Origin of the sequence: Pseudoalteromonas sp. LC2018020214, from assembly GCF_016598755.1 — a bacterium.
GTDB classification, from domain to species: Bacteria; Pseudomonadota; Gammaproteobacteria; order Enterobacterales; family Alteromonadaceae; genus Pseudoalteromonas; species Pseudoalteromonas distincta.
Window position 1 is genome coordinate 1,512,996 of record NZ_CP066804.1, and the last position, 24,677, is coordinate 1,537,672.

Sequence of the window (24,677 nt, forward strand, 5' to 3'; positions counted from 1 at the left end):
AAGATGTTAAAACAAATTATACCTTTAGGGGTCGCTATTGCATTGGCAGGTTGTGGTTCTTCATCAGACAGTGACAGTTCAGAATCTGTTGCAGTGAGTGAAATTGCTACATCTTCTTCTGTCAGTTTTTATATATCTAATTGGCAATCACCACAGGGCACGCTTAATGTTTTAGATAGCGATGGGGTGGTGCAAGAATCAATTGAAGTCGAAAACATCAATACTGCGAGTGTAAGTGTAACTCCACTTACTTTTAATAGTTTTGAGTTTATACCTAGCGATACAGCTCTACCTTGTCCGCGATTTACAGGGTGTGGCAGAACTGTGCGTGGTGATGTAAATGATTTAAACGCAAACCGGTTAATCGATTACCAAGAATTGACAACCGTTACCCTTAATTACAAAGCGGATGCATTTAGTGCACCGGGTGTAAATAAGGTTTATTTATCACCATTGAGCAAAGCAATTACAGAAGAAGGCTTTAGTGCTACACAGGCGAGTTTATCAGCCACGCCTTTTTATCATTTAACGCACAGTAATTTAAATGCAAGTGTTGAAGCAGAAATGGTGACAAATGCCTTCACCTACGCGGCAATTTTAGCTGGTGTTGCTGATAGTTCGTTTAGTGTTAAAAGTGCTTTTAATGCATTTACTAACTTGGAGACTGACCAGCAAGCATGGCAAGATTACAGCGATTTAGCAGCGCAGTATGTAACAGATAACTTATTTAGCGACCAAGGTAATGCTTTGCTGAAAAATGTAGCTGGTCAAGTTAAGCAAACGATTGCAAGTGTAACTACATTTACAAATTGGCAGGCTCGCTCAGCAGAAGTGCAAAGCTTAGATTCAAGAGAGTTACTTGTTGATACGCGAAATATAATTGGTGTTGCAAGACTTCAAGAAAAAAGCTATTCAGATGAATTAGACGCAAAATTTACTGAGCTTGAAGGTGCGTTTGATGAAGATACACAAAGAACCCTTGATGCACTTAGTAATGCTTTAAACGAAGTTATCACAAATTATTCACCACTAGCTGATGGCTCTACACCATCAGGGCAATATAAGCTTCGTGATTTAGATATTGATTACAACCAATCACCTTATACTTGGGCTATTACTGGCACATATGATGAGTTACCTATAACTATTGATTTATCAATTCCAACTTTCAGAGTAAGTGGTGTATTAGGTAATAAAATCGAAGGTGTAATGAGCGCAACGGTCACAAATGGTGCTACGGTATTAAGTGTGGATGTAAGTGAGTTGCTGATTGAGTTTGATGGCATAGATGCTCAAAGTGAATTAAACCCAGAAGCCGATACGGGTATTACACAGGTAACGACCAACGTAATTATCAATAAAGCAGCGGGTAAACTCGAAGGTGATTTATCAGTAAACTTAAATCGTTTTGTTAATTCACTAGGTGAGGAGTCAACCACGTTATCTACTTTTGATTTTAATGGTGATTACGTAAGCGACATTCAAAACACTGCATTTCATATCACAGCAGTAGAGGCTTCGCCTTTTGTTGGTGAAGATAATGACGATTTAGCATTTACTTTTGAATTAGATTTTCCATTGAGTGGTGCAAGCGATTTTAAATTTGCGTACGTAGGTGATGTGGAAAACTTATCAGAACTTACTTCTACAGATATATTTGTTAGCATACAAAATCGCGCGTTAGATTTACGTATTCGTGATGTTAGTGGCAACATTAATCTAATAGCGAAAGGCGAAAATGGACGTTGGTTAGATGTAAAGCAAAAGGGCCGTAATTACAGTGGCGGTTTATATTTTGGTGATACTAAACTAGCTGATGTTACTGCGGTACGTGGTATTCCTGGTGTTTTATTTCCAAATGGTGAGTTTGAGTCGTTATTTTAACCATTAGATTAAATAATTAAAAACTCAGCATATGCCTTACAGCTCAGCGCTTTTTGCGATGAGTGAAGTGTTTTTATAACTATTCGAAATCCGGTATTAGTTTTCTAGTATCGGATTTTTTAATGTTTGTTATATTAGTTAAATGCGCCTGAGTCGAGGTAGCTGCCAATCCCGAGTGTAAACATCCATAGCCCCCATAAGCTGTGTTCAATAACACACACGACCGTTGAGCGGCTTTGTGCGTAGGTATACGCAAACAGTAAACCGCCCAAAAAGGCTAAGGCTACTGCAATCCAATTTGCATACACAATATGCGCCAGCGCAAATACACTCGCACTGACTACAATTCGCACTGCTTTTTTTGGCATGATGCGTTTATAACGATGAAAAAAATACGTTCTGAATATTAATTCTTGAGGAATAACCGACAGTATTGGATACAGCACCAATAGTAAAAGCCAATCATTAAATGAGTTACGGGGAAGGGTAAACCAGTTGCCTTGATGAATAATCCCGTAAAACATGCCTGAGAACAGCGCACCTAAAAAAAAGAAGCTAAACACACGCCTTTTAACAGCAGAAAATTGCCCAAGGCTTGTGAGTCTAAACCGTTTAAAATGGGGATCGCCTAGTAGCAACATACAACACACACTCATAAGTATAATAAGCGCAGGGATAAGCCAATTAGCTAAATGCTCGCGTAATCCAAAACCCAACAAGGGCAGCAATATAAAAATGAGGGTAAATTCAAACCAGCGGTATTGATTAGCGTTCAAGGTCGTCTCAACTTGCTTTTTTTAATAAGCTAACAAGCTAAGACGACACTTTTATGACGAGGGGGCTTACTTTGCAGGTTCTTCTTCATCAGGGAGGTATTTGTACAAGGCAATAATGGTGGCAAAAATGCTTACAAAAGTAATACCCATTAAACCAAACACTTTAAAGTTAACCCAAAAGTCGAGCGAAAAATTGTATGCAATATAAATGTTTAGTGCCGCTATACCAGCAGTTATAACAACCCACATTAGGTTAAGCTTATCCCATAATGGTTCTGGGACAACGATGGCTTGTTTTGTATCATTAGCGTTTTCGAGGATTGAGCTAAGCGCTTTTTTAACGAGATTTTTATTAAGTACATAACGGCTAACAAGTAACGTTAAACTTAAACCTGCATATATGAGTGTTGCTTTCCATTTTATGTATTGCTCATCATGAAGTACCAGCGTTAGCGTACCAAACACGGCAGCAATGCCAAAAAATATCCAATGACGAGTAGGCACATTGCCATGTTTAAAGTAGCTATAAGCAACTTGAATAAGCGTAGTGGCCATTAATAAACCAGTAGCCCAATAAATATCGACGAGTTTAAACACTGCAAAAAACAGTATGAGTGGAATGTATTCAATTAATGCGTGCATATACTACCTAAATTATACAAAAAAGAGTCAAAGGCTTTTTACCACATAAAGCTTAGCAACTACAAGGTTGACTTGTTGCCCTGTAACCCTTAGCCTGCGTGGCTTTATTACCAATTTGGTTTGGTATTTTTCATATCATCATATTCCCACGCTTAACCAACACTGATTTGGCGTGTATTTAGGAGCCTAAAATGAATAAAGCAGAACTCGTTGCTGCCATTGCACACAAAAGTGAATTAACAAAAAAAGATTCTCAAGCGGCACTTTCAAGCTTGCAAAAAGTCATTACTAAATCGCTTTCTGAGGGCGATCAAGTTCAAATTAATGGCTTTGGTACCTTTGCGCTAAGTTATTACCCAGCGCGTACTGGGCGTAACCCACAAACAGGGGCTGCAATTGAAATAGAAGGCGCAAATAAAGCGGTTTTTAAACCAGCTAAGGCGTTAAAAGATCTGCTTTAAATTTATTTAAGGTTTTAAACCTCGTATTGATAGATAAGCTACATGAGCGCGAAGTAAATTCGCACCTACGGGTATATACTGTAGGTCAGGATTACACGTCGCGTTTAATGGCTTTAAATTACATGAGCGCGAAGTAAACGCACCAATGGGGAAATATGCTGTAGGTGAGGTTTTATACCTCGCTTTTGGTGGTGTTAAATTACATGGGCTGAAAATAAAGTCGCACTTATGTACATTATTCATAATCTCTAAATAATTTACATGGATTATAAATCCTACTTAAATTAAATCCTTTATTTTCAATTGCTTGTTATCGGCACGCATCGTGCTTTTTTGATTGTGTATTTTAAATATACCTTTTAAGAAAATAAGGAGATCTCAATGAGTACATTACAAACAAGCACACGTTTACAAGGCAAAAAAATCGCAATTTTAGCCACTGATGGATTTGAGCAAAGTGAGCTTTTATCTCCACGCAGCGCATTACTTGATGCTGGTGCGAACATCGAAATAGTATCAATTAAAGAAGGTCAAATTACTGGCTGGGATGAAGACAAGTGGGGCGATAAAGTAACAGTAGATAAACTAGTTACAAACGCGGATCCTGCTGATTACGACGCGCTTATGCTTCCTGGTGGTTTATTTAATCCAGATAGTTTACGCCAAGATAAAGATGCTAAAGCATTTATTGATGGCTTTTTTGGCGCAGAAAAAAACAAACCCGTTGCTGCTATTTGCCATGCGCCGTGGTTGTTAGCTGAAATTAATAAATTGCGCGACCGTACCATTACTTCTTTTCCTAGTATTAAAAGCGATTTAATTAATGCAGGTGCTAATTGGGTTGACCAAGAAGTATGTGTAGATAAAGGTTTAGTAACAAGCCGAAGCCCAGCTGATTTAGAAGCATTTAATGCTAAATTTATTGAAGAGATTTTAGAGGGTAAACACCAAGCTCACTAATTGGCTTTTCAAAAACAAAAAAGGGCATTTAAATGCCCTTTTTTAATGTGTAAATTTACACTTTTTATAATGCGGTTGCCGCTTTCATTTCACTAACAAATGCTTTTAACTGCGTTGTCATTGCGTCTAAATCGTTAAGGTTAGCTTCAATAATTTTAACTACAGCAGAGCCTGAAATAGCACCTGCTGCGCCTGCATTAAGTGCCGCTTTTACATCATCTGGTGTTGAAATACCAAACCCTAAAAGAGCAGGAGCTGCATGGTATTCTTTTAATTTAGTGACAATATTACCCGCTGGCATTTGTGCTTTAGTATCGGTACCGGTAACACCTGCGCGCGATAGTAAATACGTATAACCACGACCGTAAGAGGCGCATTGGCGAAGTGTGTCATCATCTGCATTAGGTGTTGCTATAAAAATTGGGTCTACACCGTTATCCATCGCCGATTTTCTAAATATTTTAGATTCATGCAGAGGCACGTCAGCCACTAAAATAGAGTCTACACCTACCGCTTTTGCATCTTTGTAAAATGCTTCTATGCCGCGCTTAAAAACAAGGTTTGAGTAAAGCAATAATCCAATTGGAATATCGGCGTTATACTCGCGTATCTCTTTAATAACATCAAAGCAATCTTGCGTGTTAATGTGCACATCAAGTGCGCGAATATTAGCTTTTTGAATTACAGGACCATCCGCAATTGGGTCAGAAAACGGAATACCAAGCTCAAGTGCATCTGCGCCGCCGTCAATTAAGCTTTTAATAATCGCAACACTTTGCTCTTTACCTGGGTCGCCAATTGTTACAAATGGTACAAACGCACCTTGTTTTTTCTCGTTAAGCGCTGCAAACATTTTACCGTAACGATCCGTTTTTACTTGGCTCATAGCTGACCTCTTTCAGATAGTACATTGTGAACGTGTGCTAAATCTTTATCGCCACGACCACTTAAATTAATAACTAAAACGCTTTCCTCGGTTTGCTCTTCTGCATACTTAAGTGCATAAGCAAGCGCATGGCTTGATTCAAGCGCCGGAATGATCCCTTCGTTTTTAGCAAGTGATTGAAACGCATCAAGCGCTTCTGTATCGGTGATACCCACGTATTGCGCTCGACCGGTTTCGTGTAAAAATGCGTGCTGAGGACCAACCGCAGGGTAATCAAGACCCGCTGATACAGAGTAAGACTCTTCAATTTGGCCATCGTCATTTTGCATAATGTACGTGTAAGTACCGTGTAATATACCTTTAGTGCCTTTACAAATTGTTGCACCGTGCTCATTTGTATCAAGCCCTTTCCCAGCAGGCTCAACACCAATTAATTTAACGCCTGGCTCGTCAATAAAGTCAGTGAACATACCAATTGCGTTTGAACCACCACCAACACAGGCAATAACAGCGTCAGGTAAACGACCTTCGGCTTTAAGTACTTGTTGTTTAGCTTCTTCACCAATAACTTTTTGATACTCACGTACAATTGTTGGGAATGGGTGAGGACCAGCGGCTGTTCCTAGTAGGTAATGCGCGTCTTGATAATTAGCTGACCAGTCACGCAGGGCTTCATTTACTGCATCTTTTAATGTGCCAGAACCCGCTGTTACCGGAATAACCTCTGCGCCCATTAACTTCATTCTAAATACGTTTGGTTGCTGACGTTCAACGTCTTTTGCGCCCATATAAATTCGACATTTTAAACCCAGTAATGCACATGCAAGCGCGGTTGCAACGCCGTGTTGGCCCGCGCCTGTTTCAGCAATTACTTGTTTTTTACCCATGCGCTTAGTAAGTAACGCTTGGCCAAGTACTTGGTTGGTTTTATGTGCGCCGCCGTGTAATAAGTCTTCACGCTTTAGATACAGTTTTACTTTTGGGTTTTTAACTAAATTGCGCGTTAAAGTAAGTGGGGTAGGACGACCCGCATACTCGTTTAATAATTTACTTAGCTCAGCCTGAAACTCAGGATCTTTTTGTGCTTTGTTAAATTCGTTTTCTAACTGCTTAAGCGCAGGGACAAGTAACTCCGGTACAAACATACCGCCAAACTCGCCAAAATAAGCTGGATTTTGCATTTTAACCTCAATAATTTCTGATGCTTGTAAAAGCATTATGTAATTTGTTAGGGCACTTTTTACCCGCAGATTCTTCAACGCCTGAGTTTAAATCAAGGCCTAAGGCACCTTTAAAAAGCGCATCTTTAATATTTTCTGGATTTAAGCCTCCAGCGAGCATAAAGGGTGTAGTTGCATCATGAAGCACCGACCAATCAAATGCTTTACCTGTACCGCCAGCTTGTGTATCGCTGTGTGTATCGTAAAGGTGTCGGTCAACGCCATTTACAGGCGTTGGCAATGCATCTTTTATTGCTTGGGCTTTCCAAATCTCGCAGCCGGTAGGTAACTGTGTACGCAACTGAGCGATGTAATCGTCACTTTCTTGACCATGTAATTGAACTGCCGCCAATTTTAGCACACTTGCGTATTGAGCAACTTGATCAATTGGGGCATCTACAAACACACCCACAAAATTAAGCGGGGCACTTTGGCTAAGCTCTTTTGCGCAATCTAAATCAACATAGCGTGGCGATTTAGGATGAAAAATTAAACCACCGTAAATAGCACCGTTTTGATATGCCGCTTGTGCATCTTTGGTACGTGTTAAACCACATACTTTATTGTCACCTAAAATAACACGGCGACATGCTTGCTCTAAATCACGCTCGCCCATAAGTGAGCTGCCAATTAAAAAACCATCGCATAATGGGGCTAAACGTTTTACGTCTTGATGGGTGTAAATACCCGATTCCGAAATAACCACTTTATCTGCCGGAATAAGCTTTCGTAGTTTTTCAGTAGTGGCTAAATCGGTGCTTAAATCGCGTAAATCGCGGTTATTAATACCAATAATTTGTGCATTAAGCGCAAGTGCGCGGTGTACTTCTTCTTCATTACTTACTTCGGTTAATACCGACATATTAAGTGAATTGGCAACAGCATGCAGTGCCTTATAGCTCTCGTCATCGAGTACTGAAAGCATCAGTAATATAGCGTCACCGCCATAAATACGCGCCATATACACTTGGTATTCATCTATAAAAAAGTCTTTACAGATAAGCGGTTGTTCTACTTGGCTGCGCACAAATTCGAGGTAATCAAAACTGCCTTGAAAATATTTAGCATCAGTTAACACGCTCATGCAGGTGGCGTATTTTTTATAAACTGAGGTAATTTCGGTTAAATCAAATGGCTCTCTAATTAACCCTTTTGAAGGCGATGCTTTTTTACACTCTAAAATAAACTGTGTACCTGGGGCGGCTAATGCTTTGTAAAAACTACGGCTTGTAGGCACAGCAAGGTGTTTAAAGCTTTCAAGCGGGCGTGCGGCTTTACGCTCAATTAGTTCTAATTTTTTATCAGCAACAATTTTGTCTAATACATTAGCCATTACTTACCTCAATAATTGCATTTAGTGTGTTCATGGCTTGCCCTGAACTTAATAATGTTTGTACTTGCTTTGCCCCTTCTTTTAACGTTTCTGCTTTACCTGTTAGGTATAAAAGGGCAGCTACGTTAACCACAATGGCAGCATTATGTGCATCAGTGCCTTTGCCTTGTAAGATGGCAAGGCTAGCATTTGCGTTGTATTGTGGGCCTTCACCAGCGAGTTGTTCAAGTGAATAGTTTGCAAGGTCAAAGTCGCTTGGGTTTAGCGTGTACTGTGTAAGCTCGCCATTATTTAGCTCAACTACCGTTGTTGGACCGTGTAGAGCTATTTCGTCAGTGCCCGAGCCGTGAACAATCATAGCGCGCTTTGTGCCAAGGGTTTTAAGTGTTTGTGCCATTGGCATACATAACGCTTCGTTGTACACACCTAACAATTGCACATCAGGTGCTGCTGGGTTAGCAAGCGGGCCTAAAATATTAAAAATAGTGCGTGTTTTAAGCGCTGTACGCACGCCCATCGCATGGCGTACGCCACTGTGATAGTGCGGTGCAAACAAAAAGGTAAAATTGGTTTGCTCAAGGCATTTTGCTGCCTGCTCTGGGCTCATATCTATATTAATGCCCAGCGCTTTTAGTAAGTCGGCAGATCCTGAATTACTCGATACACTGCGATTACCATGTTTTACCATGTTAATGCCAGCAGCAGCAGCAACTATGGCTGCTGTTGTGCTTATATTAATTGTGTTTGAGCCATCGCCGCCAGTGCCACAGCTATCAGCAAGTTGTGTACTGCTGGTAGTAAAAGCAACAGCGTTTTCGCGCATTGAGGCTGCAGCACCTGCTATTTCATCGCTTACTTCGCCTTTAATTTTAAGGCTTATTAGTAGGGCGGTTAGCTCAATCTCGCTCATGTTACCTTGCATTATTTCATCAAACAGTGCTTTGGCGTCTGCGTAGCTTAATGATTGCCCTGTAATTAGTTGTTCAATCGCGTGTTGAACATTTATGGGTTGTTCTGGTTGTGTACTCATAATGTCCTCTTTTATTTGGCGCGTGTTAAGTAAGCGACACTTTGCTGAAGTAGCATTGCGCCGTTTGGCGTCAGTATTGATTCTGGATGAAACTGATAACCCAATGCATTGTCATCATGATGATAAATAGCCATAGGGATATCTTCATACTGGGCAATAACCTTTATATTATCAGGCACTTTTGTTGCCATTAATGAATGGTAACGTGCTACAGGCATTGTATTGCCCATACCATCAAATACAGGATGTTCGCCTAAATTAATAATTGAAGACTTACCATGTACGGTTTCACCCGCGTGACCGATTACTCCGCCATAGCTTTGTGTTAACGCTTGTTGGCCTAAACAAATGCCTAACATTGGGAAGTGGCCTTTAGAGAGCTCAATAAGCTCCATTAAACAGCCTGCATCGCTTGGTGTGCCAGGACCTGGCGAAAGTACTAAGAGTACTTGTTCTTGCTCTTGGCGCATTTTATTAAAAATAACCTCAGCGCTAATGTTGTTTCTGTAAACAACCAGTTCGCAGCCAAGCATTGTAAGCTCATCAACAAGGTTGTATGTAAATGAGTCAAAGTTATCTAAAAAATAGATTTTAATAGGATTCGTTTTACTCATTTTATACCGCCTTATACGTAGATTTTATGGCGGTGATAACCGCTTGTGCTTTAGCGCGAGTTTCGTTTGCTTCTGAAATAGGATCTGAGTCAAACACCACACCTGCACCTGCTTGCACGTAGGCTATGTTATTTTTAACAAAAGCAGAGCGAATAACAATACAGCTATCCATTGCGCCATCACCGGTTAAGTAACCTACAGCGCCGCCATAACTGCCACGGCGTTTCCCTTCAGTTTGACGAACAAGCTCAGCAGCACGTACTTTTGGTGCACCAACAAGGGTGCCCATATTCATACACGCTTGGTAAGCGTGCAGTGCATCAAGTTCTGGTTTTAATGTGCCAACAACGCGTGAAACTAAATGCATTACCTGTGAATAGCGGTCTACTTTTAATAACTCTTTGGCAAAACGAGTACCTGCAACACTAATGCGGGCTACGTCGTTACGCGCTAAATCAACAAGCATTAAATGCTCGGCGCGCTCTTTTTGATCGTTTCTTAGTTCCAGCTCAATGCGGCTGTCTAAGTCTGGATTTATTTGCCCGTTAGCAAATTTGCCGCGCGCTCGAGTACCAGCAATTGGGTAAACTTCTACTTGCTGATTACTTACGTCGTACTTAAGGGCCGACTCAGGAGACGCGCCAAATAATGCAAAGTCTTCATCGCGCATATAAAACATGTAAGGGCTTGGGTTTTGCTTTTTAAGCTGACTATACGCATGCAAAGAATCAGGGCAAGGTAGTGAAAATGTACGCGACGGCACTACCTGAAAAATATCGCCATCTACAATGTTCTTTTTAAGCTTAACAACTTGCTCGCAGTAAGTGTCATCGTCTATATCAACGCTTACCTCACATTCGCCACTTTGCATATCCGCACTAAATTCTGCTGCGTTATCGCAAAGTGTATTTAATCGTTCTAACTCTTTACCTACTTCAAAGCAGTTAGCGTGTACGTCTGGGCCATTAAATACATTGCCAATGAGTTCGGTTGTTTGCTTTTGATGATCAATAACAACTAAGGTTTCGGCTAAATAAAATACGTAATCTGGGCAGGTGTTTTCGCCATCAGGTACATCACTTAATTGCTCAAAGTTTGCCACCATGTCGTAGGCAAACACACCGCCTAAAAATACCGAAAACGGATTTTCGGTAGTGCTTTGAATACTGTTAATACAGGTACGAAGAGCGCTGAAGGCGTTATCGGCAACAAGCTTACTTGCTTCGTCTATATCGCTGCTGGTGTCTTGGTAGTTAAGTGTAAGCGTTGTGTCGTTTAATTGTGAATCACAGCTCTTAACATTTGCTTGTAAGTAGCTTAATAATTGCTTGCCGTTATTAGATTGTGCGCTAACAGTTACCGTTTTACCCTTACATACAATGCGCAGGGCGCTATCAACTAAAATTAAACTTTTTACACTGTCTTTAGAATCAATCTCAGCCGATTCAAGCAGTAGTGAGTTAGGCTTATCAAGTGCCGCGTATAATGCAAGAGGGCTACTAATATAGTCGCGTACTTGCGTAATGCTTGTTACTTCGCCTGGTGTGGTAGTTATATGACTAAAAATCAAACCTCATTCCCTCAAAAAATTAAACCCCGCAGTGCTTTTGCAATGCGGGGTTTGAATAACGATATCTAAATTACAAACAGATCATTACCGTCCCGCTATATCAGGCGCCACCACCAACGATGTGTAAGAGTAAGACCGTTATTCATGTTTTTCTGCCTCAAAATTTATTAAATATTTTTAACGTATATGTTTCGTAAAATTTAGTTATAAAAAAACCCGCATAGTTGCGGGTTTTGAATTTTTGCTAGACACGACAATTCATCACCCGAAAATTACGAGTGCCACCACCAAATAGTGTTTAAGTTTGAATTGATCATTATTGTTAATTCTTAATGTGTCTGAAAGTGGCTACAGTAAAACGTATCTTATGCTTTTGTGTCAAGTGTTTATTTAAAACAATTTAGTCAAAAAAGTTGTTATACTTACATAAACACCAGTAACCCTTAATTTTAAGCAGTTTTCTTTTGATAAAATACGATTTACATAGCCATACTACACATTCAGACGGGCGTTTGACGGTTGAAGAATTATTGCATCGCGCTGTTGATAAAAATATTGATGTGTTTGCTATTACCGATCATGACACTGTGGCGGCTATTAAGCCTGCTCAGCAATTTATTGAAGCAGAAAACTTACCGCTTTCATTAATAACGGGTACCGAAGTATCTACTAAATGGGAAAGCTTCGAAATTCATATTGTAGGTTTAAATATTGATATTAATAATATTGACCTTACCTCTTTATTATCGGCTCAGCAGCAAAAGCGAGAAGAGCGTGCACTAGAAATTGGCGCACGCCTTGCAAAAAATGGCTTTGATGGCATTTACGAGCAAGCTAAAGAGCTGGCAAAAGACGCGCAAATTACGCGCGCACATTTTGCACGCGCCCTTATTGAGCGCGGTGTAGCTAAAAATTTCCCGGGTGTTTTTAAAAAGTACTTAGGGCGCGGCAAAACAGGCTATGTACCTAGTTGCTGGTGCACCATGCAAACCGCTGTGGAGGCAATACATGCCGCTGGTGGTGTTGCTGTACTTGCTCACCCAAGTAGCTATCAAATGTCAAACAAGTGGCTACGCAAATTATTAGTAGAATTTAAAAGTGTAGGAGGAGACGCAATGGAAGTTGCACAACCTCAACAGGCGCCAAGCGAACGTCAATTTTTAGGTGAACTCAGCCGTGAGTACGAACTACTTTGCTCGCAAGGGTCTGATTTTCATTTTCCGACAAGCTATTTAGAGCTTGGCAAAAATTTATACTTACCGAAAGACTGCCAAGGTGTTTGGCAAGTTTGGGAAGGACAAGAAGGGGCATTAACATGAGTCAATTATTCCATATTCATCCTGATAACCCGCAACCAAGATTGATTAGTCAAGCCGTTGATATTATTAAACAAGGTGGTGTTGTTGTTTACCCAACAGATTCGGGCTATGCCATTGGCTGTAATATTGGTAATAAGCAAGCCAAAGAGCGCATAGAGCGTATTCGTGGTATTGAAAAAAACGATAATTTTACGCTAGTTTGCCGTGATTTATCGGAGCTATCTACTTATGCACGTGTAGATAACCAGCTATTTAGATTAATTAAAAATAATACGCCAGGGCCTTATACCTTTATTTTTAAAGGCACAAAAGAAGTCCCTAAGCGTCTATTAAACGACAAGAAAAAAACCATTGGCATGCGTGTAATTGAACACCCAATTGCTTGTGCGTTACTTGCGGAACTTGGCGAGCCATTAATGTCGTGTTCTTTAATTTTACCCGGGCAGCAGTTTACTGAATCAGATCCGGATGAAATATTAGAGCGATTAGATAAACACGTTGATTTAATTATTCACGGTGGCCATTTAGCCGAGCAAGCAACCACAGTAATCGACTTGTCAGAAGATGAAGTTAAAATATTGCGTGTTGGCTGTGGTGATACAAGCCCGTTTGAGTAATAACAAGTGAGCGAAAGTACTGCTGATACAAAAAGTAGTGAAAAGCCAGTGCAGCAAAAGCTGCCACTGGCTTTTTTGCATGGTAAAGCGGTTGTAGATAAACCAGAAGACTTATATATTCCGCCCGATGCGCTCGAAATAATATTAGAAACCTTTGAAGGCCCGCTCGATTTACTGCTTTATTTAATTAAAAAGCATAAGCTTGATGTGCTCGATCTTTCTATTTTTAGTATTACAGAGCAGTATGTAAGTTACGTTGAAATGATGACCGAGTTTCAACTCGAACTTGCCGGCGAATATTTAGTAATGGCTGCGTTACTTGCACAAATTAAGTCGCGCTTATTACTCCCTGTTCACGAAGAGCTTGAAGAGGAAGAAGACCCTCGCGCTGAGCTTATTAAACGCCTGCAAGAATATGAGTTATTTAAAAAAGCCGCCGAAAACCTCGATGATATCCCCCGCGTTGGGCGTGATATTTTTATAGCGCATGCCGCTATGCCAATAAATGAAGACACAAGTCAAAACCTCCCTGATATTGAACTTAAAGACTTAATGCTGGCGTTGAGTGATGTTATGGCGCGAGCAAAAACGTTTGAACATCATCAAATTACTGCCGAAGTACTCTCAACCCGAGAGAGAATGAGCCAAATATTACAACAGCTATCGAAAGCAAATTCAGCAGTGGTTTTTAATGCGCTTTTTACGCCTGATGAAGGGCGTAGTGGTGTGGTGGTTAGTTTTATAGCCATGCTTGAGCTCATTAAAGAAGGACTTGTTACTTGTTTGCAAGTAAGCCCAGAGAGCTTAATTTATGTCAGCTTGAGCGAGCAATCCACCCTATAAACTTATCTGTTTAATCCTCAACTTCTAAAACTGACTTTAATTATCAAAGTTCTGTGCGTATACGCACGTAAAGTGTTTGTAAATGTTATTTTCATTTACGGCTATGCACTATATTGTAACGTCATAGCATTATAGGACGTTACACATGTTTAAAAATACACCTTCATCTTACGGACTTGTCGCCATTATTTTACATTGGCTCATGGCGTTGACTATTTTTGGCCTGTTTGGTTTAGGTTTATATATGGTTGAGCTTACTTATTACGATAGCTGGTATAAAGGCTCGCTCGATTTACATAAAAGCATTGGTATTACGCTTGTGGCCGTATTTTTATTTAGAATTTTATGGCGTGCTTTATCTACACAACCTAAACCATTAGGTGAAAGTAAAGGTATGAACCAATTAGCACACACCGCGCATATTGTTATGTATATTATTTTGGCCGTTATTGTTGTTGCTGGGTATTTAATATCAACCGCAGACGGACGTCCAATAGAAGTGTTTACCTTATTTAACGTATCAGCGCTTGATTTTGCTTTTGATGACCAAGTCGATATTGCAGGAAAAGTACATTATTACGGCGCGTGCACATTAATAGGGTTTGCAGTATTGCATGCACTAGGGGCGTTAAAACATCACTTTATCGATAAAGATAAAACCTTAATCAGAATGATCAAACCATTAAAGGATGATTAAAATGAAAAAATTATTAGTAAGCACAGCCGTTTCGGCTGCAATGATGTTATCGGCAACAGCCGCTAATGCAGCTGATTATGTAATTGATACAAAAGGCGGGCACGCATCTGTTAACTTTAAAATTAAACACTTAGGTTACAGCTGGTTATATGGTCGTTTTAATACTTTTGACGGCACATTTAGTTATGATGCTAAAAACCCTGATGCATCAAAAATTATGGTAAATATTGACACCACAAGCCTTGATTCTAACCATGCAGAGCGCGATAAGCACTTACACGGTAAAGATTTTTTAAATGTGGATAAATACCCAAAAGCGACATTTAAAAGCACCAGCATTAAATTTGATGAAGATGGTGAAGAGGCTGATGTAACCGGCGAATTTACGCTGCATGGCGTAACTAAAACTATTACCTTTGAAATAGATAAAGTGGGCGAAGGTAAAGATCCGTGGGGTGGATACCGCGTAGGTTTTGAGGGCGAAACTAGCCTTAAACTTACCGACTACGGTATTGATTACAACTTAGGGCCTGCATCTACTCATGTTGATATTATTTTATCAATAGAAGGCGTTCGTAAGTAATACAGATATTGAATATAAAAACGCCACTTACTGTGGCGTTTTTTTTGCTTAACAGAAACTCAAATTAAGCGACTTTGAATTTGTTTATTTTGTGCTATTAATACGTGACTTTAATAGCGGCCTTAAATCCTCAGGCAACCAGCGCATAAGTAAATCGTTATAAGCCTGTGTTTTTTTAATAACTTTAAGCTGCTCATTAAGAATAGCGATGTCTTTTGCGCCTTGCTCGTTTTTAGTACAACCAATAAAGCCATAACTGAGCGCTGGAGATTCGGTTAATGGACGCTGCGTTAAGTTTTCTTCAAAGTGCATTGATTTAGCTAAATAGTAATGCTCGCTTGGGTAACCCAGCAAAATATCAATTCGTTTTAGGTTAAGCATATATGTGAGGCTCGCTAGGCTATCGCGTGTGGGTCTAATTACTAAATCAATGTTGGGTGTACTGTTTATTAAAGTATCTATCTCTTGGCCGTAAGAGCGGCTCATAGAAACTCCAAGAGTTAGTTTTTTATCTTGTATTAAATTGAGTAGTGATACTTCTTTTGATTCCGCTATATTTAGCGCTTTGGCGAGCTTTTTGTGCATTGCTATTGAAGGCGAGAGGCCCGTTGTTGAGCTTTCGTCTGTGAAATAAATATGCTCTTTTCTGTAATCATTTTTATAAAGCGATAACGCACAAACATTATTTGAAGTATTAGACAGCTCTTGAATTACTTTACCTGAGGGGATAAGCATGCGGTTAAAGGTAATATTAGGAAGTTGTTTTTCAAGTAAAGAAATTATGCTTTCGTCACGGCCTTGGTGTTGATATTGACCATTTAAAATATAATAGGGTGCAAAATCGTGCGCTAGCCAGTTTATGGTTCTAGCATTGCTTATTGAGCTCAGACAGAAAAAAAGTAAGAAAGTTAAAAATATACGGAGCATTACAACAGCTACCAGTAATTATTATTGTAAAACTATTGTAACCAATAAAGGGCTAAAAAGTAAAATGCCAGCAACAAGGCTGGCATAATATCTTATCAATAATTGCAATAATAGAATGGCAATTAAAGTTATGTGTTGCTTAGTTAGCTTTTAGCCACTTAACAAACTGGCGTGCATCACTCGCTTTTTGAAATAATGCATTTTTTAAACCTTGTGTATCACTGAAGATTACACGATGTTTGTTTACTGAAATTGATTGCACTGGATGTGCTATTTGGATCATAGACCCATTATATTTATAAGACATAATAAAACTCACTTTATTCTTGTTATTTATTCTGCGCTATATTTTTATAGCAAATTGCAGTCAATAAATTAACGATGTTGTGTTTAGCTTCATTACAGTGTTGACGATCTTTATGACACTTTTGCGATGATAGTAAAAAATCATCTCGGTATTATTCAAGGGGTTCTCGCCGTACAATAACTTAGCTTTCAAATATACGTTTTGCGGGGCTTACTGGATCAGGGTAAATGGTTAACCGCGGCGGTTTCTTTAAACCAGAGAAGGAAGGTAACTTATATATAAATTGTGTGCAAGCTATTTATTATAAAAATATTTATAATAAATCTTATCAACTGCTTACAAAGCCCATTTTTAGTTACCAAAGGATAAGTATGAATTACCTGATAGTGAGTGATATTTATGGTTTAACCCCTGCTTTAAGTAAGTTATCACAGGCAATTAGTTCACATTTAGTGATTGTTGACCCTTACAATAACAAGATTCAAGCTATTGAAAGTGAACAAGATAGTTATAATAATTTTATACAGCAGTGTGGCCATGATAAATACACCGACAAACTTAAAAAATGCTTTGAGAGTTTAAAAGTACCTACCACGTGTATTGCTTTTAGTGCAGGGGCAAGCGCAGCATGGCGGGCACAGTTATTAACAGGCAATACACACCTTAAAAAGTTAATTGGCTTTTATCCGTCGCAAATTCGTAATTATTTAGCGTTAGATGCAAATGTACCCTGTGAATTCATATTCCCAGCAAGTGAGAGTCACTTTAATGTTGATGAAGTTATTAAAGCTTTAAGCACCAAAGCGGGTGTTAAGTGCTATAAAACCAATTTTTTGCATGGTTTTATGAACGAGTACTCAACCAATTTTGATGCGCAAGGGCTGGTTGAATATAGTAACTATATAAAACAGAGCAGCTATTAAAGCGTGTTTAGCTGCTTTTTATTAATATCAGGAAAATCAGTACGGGTATTATATTTTGCATACAGCGTTGTAAAAATGCTGCTGCCGGATAGTTTATCTAACTCTTTTATAAAGGTTTTAGCACTAGAGCGAGCGGGTCTACAGCATGTTTGATACTGTTTTATTATACCCGCGACAGATAAACCTTGTTTTTGTAGCTTAAGGTCGGCCTGTGCAAAAAAAGCCGCACCCGTCCAATAAACACGTTGCTGGGCGCGTTGTTTCCACATATCGGCAGAGAGCTTATTGAGTGGCTGTGTTTTAGTTTTGGTTTGCTGGCGGGCACGATCAAATCCTGCATTTAAACGTTGTACAAACTGCGGCTGGGTGATTATACCGCTGTCACGCATTATTACGTTTTGCATATAACTGGCAAAACCTTCGCTTAGCCAAAAACCGGAGTAGGGAAGTAGCGGCAAATATAAATGCGAAAGTTCATGGTATAGCGTCCAATCTTTAGTGAATGCATTTAAACTGGCGTAGCGATCTACATGTAGTTCAAGCCCATCGGGGTTATTGCGTTTAACTGTAGCCCAAGGTACAGGCTCAAAAGCAAAGTATTGCGGTTTTAAATAAATAGGCAAAGTGGTTTGTTTTAAAGGCCCCAGTGTATTTTGTGTTTTTTCAACACTTTGGTTAACCCATGTAGATACTGTGTTTTGAGCATTACTTGAGAGCGAGCTAAGGTTATGTATGACTACTTCAACGGCTAATACGTTAAAAGAGCTGATTGATAGTAGCAGTACAAAAAAGTATTTCATTAAAATGCTCCACTGTAATTTAATAACTGGTACGCTAGGGTTAACATACAAGACCAACTAAATGGATAAATAATCACGCCTAATTCTTTATTTTTTAAAATGATAGTAACTATAAAAGTACAAATACAGACACTTCTAGCTAAGCATGGTTTAATCAATTAATCGTTATTTTAAGTTAGGTTTTAGCCATGACGTATCAGCATATTCAAGTTCCTGAGCACGGCCAAAATATCACTATTGATGCACAAGGACACTGGCAAATACCGTTAGAACCTATTATTGCTTTTATTGATGGCGATGGCGTGGGGCTGGATGTTATGCCGGTGATGCGCCACGTTGTTGATAGTGCAATTGAGCATTGTTATAAAAGTGCACGGAAAATTCATTGGATGCAAGTTTATAATGGCGAGCAGGCCGCAAAGCTGTATGACGGTGATTGGTTTCCGCAAGAAACAATTAACGCGGTACGTGCCTGCAAAATTGCCATAAAAGGGCCGTTAACCACACCACTGGGTGGTGGCTTTCGATCGCTTAATGTTGCACTCAGGCAAGAAATGGATTTGTTTGTAAATATGCGCACTATAAAAGGCTTTAGCGCACTTCCTTCTCCTTTAAAAAATCCTTTTTTAACAAACATAACAGTGCTTCGTGATAGCAGCGAAGACGTGTACTCAGGTATTGAGTGGCAAGCAGGCAGTGTAGAAAGCGAAAAAATGCTCGACTTTTTATGCGAAGAAATGGGCGTAACCCGCTTAAGGTTTTCACAAGAATGCGGTATTGGTATTAAAAATATATCTAAAGAAGGCTCTGAGCGACTAATGCGCTTTGCCATTAACTATGCACTTAAAAACGATAGTGAATCATTAACGCTAGTGCATAAAGGCAATGTACTTAAATTTACCGATGGGGCATTTAAGCGTTGGGGGTATGCACTTGCACAAAGCGAATTTAATGCCACTGCACATGAAAATGGGCGTTGGCTACAAATAGAGCGAGTAAATCAAGCACCTCTAATTATTAAAGAAGTTATAGCAGACAACATGCTGCAGCAATGTTTAATGCACCCAGAGCAATTTGATGTAGTGGTGACGACTAATCAAAATGGTGACTTTTTAGCGGATATGTTGAGCGCACAAGTTGGCGGTGTTGGCATAATGCCTGCTGCAAATTTAAATAACGATGTCGCATTTTTTGAGCCTACACACGGCACGTTTGAACGTATAGCAGGGCAAAATAAAGCAAACCCCAGCAGTAGTATTTTAAGTGCGGTATTAATGCTTAAATTTATGGGATGGGACGAGGCCGCATTACTGATAGAAAATGCGTTAGAGCAAACATTTAAAAGCGGTGAAGTAACCTTTGATTTAGCGCAAGAGCAGAGCGATAACTCAAGTATTCATAACTCGACAACCTTAACTTGTACTGGCTTTGCAAAGAAGGTTATCGAGCACTTTTAAACACATTCATTATTAAGCTGCTGAGGCAGTTTTTACTCTGTGCATGCAAGGGCGGTTGGTTAACTGCGCTGCACGATGGTAAATCTCATGTGCTTGAGGTTCATCGCACTGCGTACCACTAAGCGTATCCATTAACGCAACAACAATAATTGCAGGAACTTGGCAGCAATATTCGTCTAAAACGGCTTCTGTCGTTTGTGCATCAACATGGCAAAGTGGGTGGTTTTTAAGTTGGTATGCGTTTAGCAATGTATCCACTTCTAATACATCATTTGGTTGGTGCTTTGTCTTACGGCATTTACAACCAAACTCATCAACTAAAGTAGCTAATGCTTGGTAAGTTTCAGTGGTGTTAGCTTTTGTGCATAACTGCTCTTCAATAAACTGATGTAAATTAGCATCAATAAATAACCCGTCTTGTTGTGTGAAGCTTGATGTTGTCATAATTATTACTCTTAATTTGTTGGCTTAACTTCACTCTAGCGCTAAGTGTATTATTAATAAAATTGTTGTTTTCAATAACTGACATTGATTTCATCAATAGTAAGTTTTAAAACTAAATAAAAAAATAGAAAACATACCTAAATTATACTAATTAATTTGGTGCAGAGCGGTAAAAACGTGCACAAAACTGGAACAAGGAGATTAGTTGATGAGTTAAGGTGGATGCTTAGTTAATTGTTTTTATTGAATTTTAATTGTTTTATGAAGTTGGTACTAAGCTTGCTAATCATACACTGTAGGTAGACTCCTATATCGACGATTTCCAAAAGCGCCATGGTATTTTCCCAAAGTTGAATACCACGGCGCTTTTTTATTTTGAGCATTTATTTTATTTAGTCGTTACAGTAGCAATAACAATAGTAATGTTAAATTTTAATAAAGTAGGGAATAGCCACTAAAATAGCGCCTACAATCAACAGCATGCTCACACTGCTCATAAAATACGGAAATACCAATAGCGATAAACCAATGCAAAGTGGCACTACGGCTTTTTTTCTTCGCCCGTAAGTAAGGTAGCCAATACCAATGCCGCCAAACAAAACACTCCACGCAATTATTGATGCACTATCCATTTGTAAATTACCTATTTTGAAATACTGATTTAAATTACGACCGACATAGCCAGCTTTTCAATACCATGTGAAGGAGTCCATCTTTTAAATTCCACGAAGCCATGCTTTTTATATAAATTTATTGCAGGAGTATTAGCAACCGCAGTCTCCACTATTGCATGAGAAAAATCATCCATCGCTAAAACATAACTTATTAGCTTACTTGCGATACCTTTTTTAAAATGACTAGGATCAACGGTTAAACTACAAATATCTAAATACTCGTTGTTTGTATCTACTTCTATAACGGCTGCTAAGCATTCATTTTCGCTGTAGCCATAAAAGGTTGTTTCTGATTTTTTTATACCTTTAATATTACGCGCTAAAGGAGGAAAGTTATGCGCGCCGATCAGTTTAGCCTCTATAGCATAGGAATTTTGAAAGACAGCAAAAATTATATTTGCAGTATCGTTATTCTTATTATTAAGTTTGTTTATCATTATATTCTTCTAATGAAAGTAAAGCTTGGAAGTATGCGCGATAGTAAAATACCTAGTGTTTGATGTGATGAAAATAATAATTTATCTATCTGCAATCGTTTTAGCAAACGCTAATAACTCACGCCTTAACCATTGGTGCGCCGGTGCATGGTGCAGCAGTGGGCTCCATATCATTTTTACCTCAATAGGCACTATTTGGAATGGCACAGGGCTGATTACTAAATCAGTATGAGAGGTTAATAACTTAGCTTGCCTGCGCGGTAGGGTGGCAATAAGTTGCTCTGATTGGCAAAGCAGGCTTGCAACCATATAGTGGCGAGTAAAAACACGTATTTTACGGGTTTGTTCTAGTTGCCAAAGCGCTTCATCTACCCAGCCTAATTTTTGCTTTCCTGATTTATTAGTAACAGCGGCTTCAGGCCCCCAGCCGGCACGATTGACCCAAATATGCTCTTTTTTTAAGTAGTCGTCTAACCCTGATTGTTGTAAAAATGTATTTTTAGGATGCGTTAAACAACAGTAGTTATCTCGCCATACACTGGCTTGATGAAACGAGCGTGGCAAACCATTAAAGCGATTTATTGCTAAATCTATAGTGCCTTTTTCCATGTCTTGCAGGTTTACGTCGCTTGGACTTAATACATCAAAATTAATACCGGGATTTTTACTAAGCTGCGCAGTTATAAAAGGGGCTATTAAGGTCGACTCTATGTAGTCGTTTGCCATTATTCTAAACGTAACTTCAGCCGTTGTAGGGTTAAATTGCTCACTAGGCTGCGTAATAGCTTCGGCCATTTTTAAGAGCGCCTCAACTTCAGGCTTTAACGCAAGTGCCTTTGCCGTTGGCGTCATAGAGCCTGCAGCACGAACAAGTAGCGGGTCATCAAATAAATCGCGCAAACGTTTTAATGCGTTACTCATAGCAGGTTGCGTAAGAGCAAGTTTATTTGCAGCTTTTGACACACTTTTTTCATCTATTAACACATTTAAATAAACGAGAAGGTTAAGATCGACATTTCTTATATTCATATGGGCGTGTTGGCCTTTCAGGGTTGAAATTTGTTCAATCTAGGGGCAATTTAATCGCGGCGCGAGGTTTGCCACCTAGTGGGCTAAGTAAAAATCGAGCAAAGCTTCCGCGTCCTGCTCACGCCCCTTACCTACATCCATGTAGGCAACAAAGAGTTAATCGTCCCTAGAAAGAACCCTATGGGCAGTGTGTATTTGGCCTTTATGCAGCGTTAAAGTACATTTATGGGGAGTCACCACACTACATGTACTTTGCCTTGCTTAAAAACCAAATACACGGCTGCAAAATTAACCTCGAAAGGTCAATACGCCCAATAAATTCTATTTATATGCTTTATTAATTATCTAAATTAAAGCCTGCTTGCTAAGGTGTAAACCATTAATAAAAAATAACCGCCATAACTGGCATCAATACAAGTGCTGTATTTATGCAAAATAAGCTAACAAATCAATCTAATAATACGCTACAACACGTTGTAGCCAGTAAGCTTGCACGATCTGTTTTTGCTGGATTTGAGGCGATGTTTTCGCAATTTTTAAATATTACACTGGGTGCACAAAGCCGTTTTGAACAACGACAGTATCACAGTGTACAAAGTGCTATGCGTGAACGTTTACAGGTGTATGAGCGCGAAGTTAAAAACGTGAGTGAAGCCGTGAGAATTATTGCTTATGCTGAACTTACTTGCCCGAAAACGTGGCAGTTAGCTAAAAATATTTACGGCGATATGGTAGAAAATCACGAAAACAAACCTATTGCGCATACCTTTTTTAACTCAACGTTTGGCGCAATTTGGGACGATAAAAAAATTCGTACTGTGCATTTGTTTGTATTAAAAGCAAAGTATCGTAGTGAGCCACGCTCTTATGAAAGCTTAGTGAGCAGGGTATCGCTACATAATGGGTTTAATAACGCCGTTAAAACGCTTATCACTAATCAAGTATTTAGAGTGTCGTTTAGTCATTTAGAACGCGATGTAGCCACATTACAAAGTACGTTAATGCAAGGCGCTAAGCAGCAATGCAAACAGGTGTACGAACTTATAAATTTAAACGACGGTTATATTGAATACGCCAACTCATTATTTTTTAGAAACAAAGCCTGTTATTTAATTGGGCGCTGCATTGCTAAAAATGGCGACAATATGCCTTTTGCTATCGCTATTTTAAATACCGATGAGGGACTAAAGCTTGATGCTGTAATGATGGGCGCCGATCAATTAAGTTTATTATTTGGTTTTGCACGCACCTATTTTATGGTTGATACCGATAAACCCGCTCGCTATGTAGATTACTTAAGTGTGTTAATGCCACACAAACAACGCTTTGAGTTATTTAACGCCATTGGCTTTATAAAGCACGCCAAAACTGAGTTTTATCGGCACAAGGTTGATACGACTAAAAATAGCCCAGCCAACTTCAAGTATGTTAAAGCGCCAGGGACGCCGGGCATGGTAATGCTGGTATTTACTATTGAAGGGCTAGATTACGTTTATAAAGTAATTAAAGACAAATTTAGTGCGCCAAAAACAGCCACCAAAGCACAAGTCAAAGAAAAGTATAACTTTGTAAAACAAGCCGATAGGGTTGGTCGTTTGGTAGACACACACGAATTTAGATATTTAGCGTTTGATTTAAGCCGTTTTAGTGATGAGCTTCTTGAGCAGATGAAAAGCCAAATTGGCAGCAGCATAGTTATATCTGGCAAGGCACTCATTTTAAAGCATGTTTATGTTGAGCGTAAAATGACCCCGCTTAATTTATATATTACCCAATGCGATAACAAAACCTTAGAGAGAGTTATGCATGACTACGGTAAAGCAATTAAAGAATTAGCCGGTGCTAATATATTTCCGGGCGACATGCTAATGAAAAACTTTGGCGTAACGCGATGGGGGCGAGTGGTATTTTACGACTTTGACGAAATTTGCCCGCTTACCGATTGTAACTTTAGAGACGTGCCACACACCCAAAATGCACTCGAAGAGCTAAGTAGTAACTCGTATTTTGATATAGCTGAAAACGATATATTCCCGAGCCAATTTAAGGTGTTTTTTAGTGCCAACGAGATTGCGTTTAACTATTTTAATAATGAGCACAGTAACTTGTTTTTAGCGACGTTTTGGCAGAGTTGTCAGCAACAAATACATAATGGTTATCTACCCGATGTTTATCCTTATAAACAAAGTTGGCGCTTTTGAGGTTGTTTGAATCTGTGTTCATCCCCATCTATATGTTATTACA

At 39.3% G+C, this 24,677-nt stretch carries 26 protein-coding genes; 11 read left to right on the plus strand and 15 right to left on the minus strand.

From position 1 onward, the window contains the following. Window positions 1-3: 3 nt before the first annotated feature. Window positions 4-1,884: a hypothetical protein gene (locus JG479_RS06670; RefSeq protein ID WP_200220185.1), complete on the plus strand. Its 1,881-nt coding sequence runs from the start codon at window positions 4-6 to the stop codon at window positions 1,882-1,884. A 134-nt stretch (window positions 1,885-2,018) separates the two neighbouring features. Here the strand turns inward: JG479_RS06670 and JG479_RS06675 are convergent, their stop codons facing one another. Together JG479_RS06675 and JG479_RS06680 are read right to left on the minus strand one after the other, a co-directional pair. Further along, a complete protein-coding gene (locus JG479_RS06675) occupies window positions 2,019-2,660 on the minus strand; it encodes a CPBP family intramembrane glutamic endopeptidase (protein ID WP_002961594.1) in 642 nt (213 codons plus the stop codon). 66 nt (window positions 2,661-2,726) lie between these two features. After that, window positions 2,727-3,302 carry an inner membrane-spanning protein YciB gene (locus JG479_RS06680; protein WP_033038311.1) on the minus strand — a complete coding sequence of 192 codons (576 nt, stop codon included), beginning with the start codon at window positions 3,300-3,302 and terminating at the stop codon, window positions 2,727-2,729. 191 nt (window positions 3,303-3,493) lie between these two features. Between JG479_RS06680 and JG479_RS06685 the strand changes: the two genes are divergently transcribed. Further along, window positions 3,494-3,763, plus strand: coding sequence for an HU family DNA-binding protein (locus tag JG479_RS06685; RefSeq protein WP_007375441.1), 270 nt, complete (start codon window positions 3,494-3,496; stop codon window positions 3,761-3,763). A 381-nt stretch (window positions 3,764-4,144) separates the two neighbouring features. Continuing rightward, entirely contained in the window at window positions 4,145-4,723 is a 579-nt protein-coding gene (locus JG479_RS06690) for a type 1 glutamine amidotransferase domain-containing protein (protein WP_007582489.1), read from the plus strand. Window positions 4,724-4,787: 64 nt separating this feature from the next. Here JG479_RS06690 and trpA read toward each other — a convergent pair whose 3' ends face one another. Genes trpA through JG479_RS06720 form a run of 6 tightly spaced genes read right to left on the minus strand, consistent with a single transcriptional unit; the run spans window position 4,788 to window position 11,376 of the window. Beyond that, window positions 4,788-5,609 (minus strand): tryptophan synthase subunit alpha, encoded by an 822-nt coding sequence (gene trpA, locus JG479_RS06695; RefSeq protein WP_024595006.1) that lies wholly within the window; start codon window positions 5,607-5,609, stop codon window positions 4,788-4,790. Continuing rightward, window positions 5,606-6,790 (minus strand): tryptophan synthase subunit beta, encoded by a 1,185-nt coding sequence (gene trpB, locus JG479_RS06700; protein ID WP_002961582.1) that lies wholly within the window; start codon window positions 6,788-6,790, stop codon window positions 5,606-5,608. The genes trpA and trpB overlap by 4 nt, the downstream gene beginning before the upstream one ends. 7 nt (window positions 6,791-6,797) lie before the next feature. Next, window positions 6,798-8,162, minus strand: coding sequence for a bifunctional indole-3-glycerol-phosphate synthase TrpC/phosphoribosylanthranilate isomerase TrpF (gene trpCF, locus JG479_RS06705; protein ID WP_200220186.1), 1,365 nt, complete (start codon window positions 8,160-8,162; stop codon window positions 6,798-6,800). Beyond that, on the minus strand, window positions 8,155-9,192 hold the full coding sequence (gene trpD, locus JG479_RS06710) for an anthranilate phosphoribosyltransferase (RefSeq protein ID WP_002961580.1): 1,038 nt from the start codon (window positions 9,190-9,192) through the stop codon (window positions 8,155-8,157). Before trpD ends, trpCF begins: the two co-directional genes overlap by 8 nt. Before the next feature lie 11 nt (window positions 9,193-9,203). Then, complete coding sequence (locus JG479_RS06715) at window positions 9,204-9,806, minus strand: aminodeoxychorismate/anthranilate synthase component II (protein WP_200220187.1); 603 nt, start codon at window positions 9,804-9,806, stop codon at window positions 9,204-9,206. 1 nt (window position 9,807) lies between these two features. Then, complete coding sequence (locus JG479_RS06720; RefSeq protein WP_002961578.1) at window positions 9,808-11,376, minus strand: anthranilate synthase component 1; 1,569 nt, start codon at window positions 11,374-11,376, stop codon at window positions 9,808-9,810. 464 nt (window positions 11,377-11,840) lie between these two features. Here JG479_RS06720 and rnm point away from each other — a divergent pair, with 464 nt between their 5' ends. The 5 genes from rnm to JG479_RS06745 all read left to right on the plus strand — a co-directional run bounded on the left by rnm (window position 11,841) and on the right by JG479_RS06745 (window position 15,435). Further along, window positions 11,841-12,695: an RNase RNM gene (rnm, locus tag JG479_RS06725; RefSeq protein ID WP_002961577.1), complete on the plus strand. Its 855-nt coding sequence runs from the start codon at window positions 11,841-11,843 to the stop codon at window positions 12,693-12,695. Further along, window positions 12,692-13,312: an L-threonylcarbamoyladenylate synthase gene (locus JG479_RS06730; RefSeq protein WP_002961576.1), complete on the plus strand. Its 621-nt coding sequence runs from the start codon at window positions 12,692-12,694 to the stop codon at window positions 13,310-13,312. The genes rnm and JG479_RS06730 overlap by 4 nt, the downstream gene beginning before the upstream one ends. Before the next feature lie 6 nt (window positions 13,313-13,318). Further along, window positions 13,319-14,155: a segregation and condensation protein A gene (locus tag JG479_RS06735; protein WP_200220188.1), complete on the plus strand. Its 837-nt coding sequence runs from the start codon at window positions 13,319-13,321 to the stop codon at window positions 14,153-14,155. A gap of 145 nt (window positions 14,156-14,300) precedes the next feature. Beyond that, the gene (locus tag JG479_RS06740; protein WP_200220189.1) at window positions 14,301-14,852 is read left to right on the plus strand and encodes a cytochrome b; all 552 of its coding nucleotides are present in this window, start codon (window positions 14,301-14,303) and stop codon (window positions 14,850-14,852) included. A gap of 1 nt (window position 14,853) precedes the next feature. Then, window positions 14,854-15,435, plus strand: coding sequence for a YceI family protein (locus JG479_RS06745; protein WP_039489966.1), 582 nt, complete (start codon window positions 14,854-14,856; stop codon window positions 15,433-15,435). An 84-nt stretch (window positions 15,436-15,519) separates the two neighbouring features. Here JG479_RS06745 and JG479_RS06750 read toward each other — a convergent pair whose 3' ends face one another. Then, window positions 15,520-16,362, minus strand: coding sequence for a transporter substrate-binding domain-containing protein (locus JG479_RS06750; protein WP_154903278.1), 843 nt, complete (start codon window positions 16,360-16,362; stop codon window positions 15,520-15,522). A gap of 139 nt (window positions 16,363-16,501) precedes the next feature. Then, the gene (locus JG479_RS06755) at window positions 16,502-16,669 is read right to left on the minus strand and encodes a hypothetical protein (RefSeq protein ID WP_002961566.1); all 168 of its coding nucleotides are present in this window, start codon (window positions 16,667-16,669) and stop codon (window positions 16,502-16,504) included. Between the two features lie 371 nt (window positions 16,670-17,040). On the opposite strand from JG479_RS06755, the gene JG479_RS06760 reads away from it, so the two are divergent. After that, on the plus strand, window positions 17,041-17,592 hold the full coding sequence (locus tag JG479_RS06760) for a hypothetical protein (RefSeq protein ID WP_200220190.1): 552 nt from the start codon (window positions 17,041-17,043) through the stop codon (window positions 17,590-17,592). Here the strand turns inward: JG479_RS06760 and JG479_RS06765 are convergent. Then, complete coding sequence (locus JG479_RS06765; RefSeq protein ID WP_138488943.1) at window positions 17,589-18,392, minus strand: M61 family metallopeptidase; 804 nt, start codon at window positions 18,390-18,392, stop codon at window positions 17,589-17,591. The two genes, JG479_RS06760 and JG479_RS06765, sit on opposite strands and share 4 nt — an antisense overlap. A 188-nt stretch (window positions 18,393-18,580) precedes the next feature. Between JG479_RS06765 and icd the strand changes: the two genes are divergently transcribed. Beyond that, the gene (gene icd / locus JG479_RS06770) at window positions 18,581-19,849 is read left to right on the plus strand and encodes an NADP-dependent isocitrate dehydrogenase (RefSeq protein WP_138488944.1); all 1,269 of its coding nucleotides are present in this window, start codon (window positions 18,581-18,583) and stop codon (window positions 19,847-19,849) included. Between the two features lie 12 nt (window positions 19,850-19,861). Here the strand turns inward: icd and JG479_RS06775 are convergent, their stop codons facing one another. The 4 genes from JG479_RS06775 to JG479_RS06790 all read right to left on the minus strand — a co-directional run bounded on the left by JG479_RS06775 (window position 19,862) and on the right by JG479_RS06790 (window position 22,433). Continuing rightward, window positions 19,862-20,293 carry a hypothetical protein gene (locus JG479_RS06775; RefSeq protein ID WP_200220191.1) on the minus strand — a complete coding sequence of 144 codons (432 nt, stop codon included), beginning with the start codon at window positions 20,291-20,293 and terminating at the stop codon, window positions 19,862-19,864. A gap of 425 nt (window positions 20,294-20,718) precedes the next feature. Then, window positions 20,719-20,925: a hypothetical protein gene (locus JG479_RS06780; protein ID WP_007375422.1), complete on the minus strand. Its 207-nt coding sequence runs from the start codon at window positions 20,923-20,925 to the stop codon at window positions 20,719-20,721. A 29-nt stretch (window positions 20,926-20,954) separates the two neighbouring features. Further along, on the minus strand, window positions 20,955-21,404 hold the full coding sequence (locus tag JG479_RS06785) for a GNAT family N-acetyltransferase (RefSeq protein ID WP_200220192.1): 450 nt from the start codon (window positions 21,402-21,404) through the stop codon (window positions 20,955-20,957). A gap of 81 nt (window positions 21,405-21,485) precedes the next feature. Continuing rightward, window positions 21,486-22,433 (minus strand): LysR family transcriptional regulator, encoded by a 948-nt coding sequence (locus JG479_RS06790; RefSeq protein WP_024595339.1) that lies wholly within the window; start codon window positions 22,431-22,433, stop codon window positions 21,486-21,488. 428 nt (window positions 22,434-22,861) lie between these two features. Here JG479_RS06790 and aceK point away from each other — a divergent pair, with 428 nt between their 5' ends. Continuing rightward, complete coding sequence (aceK, locus tag JG479_RS06795) at window positions 22,862-24,634, plus strand: bifunctional isocitrate dehydrogenase kinase/phosphatase (protein WP_200220193.1); 1,773 nt, start codon at window positions 22,862-22,864, stop codon at window positions 24,632-24,634. Window positions 24,635-24,677: the final 43 nt, after the last annotated feature.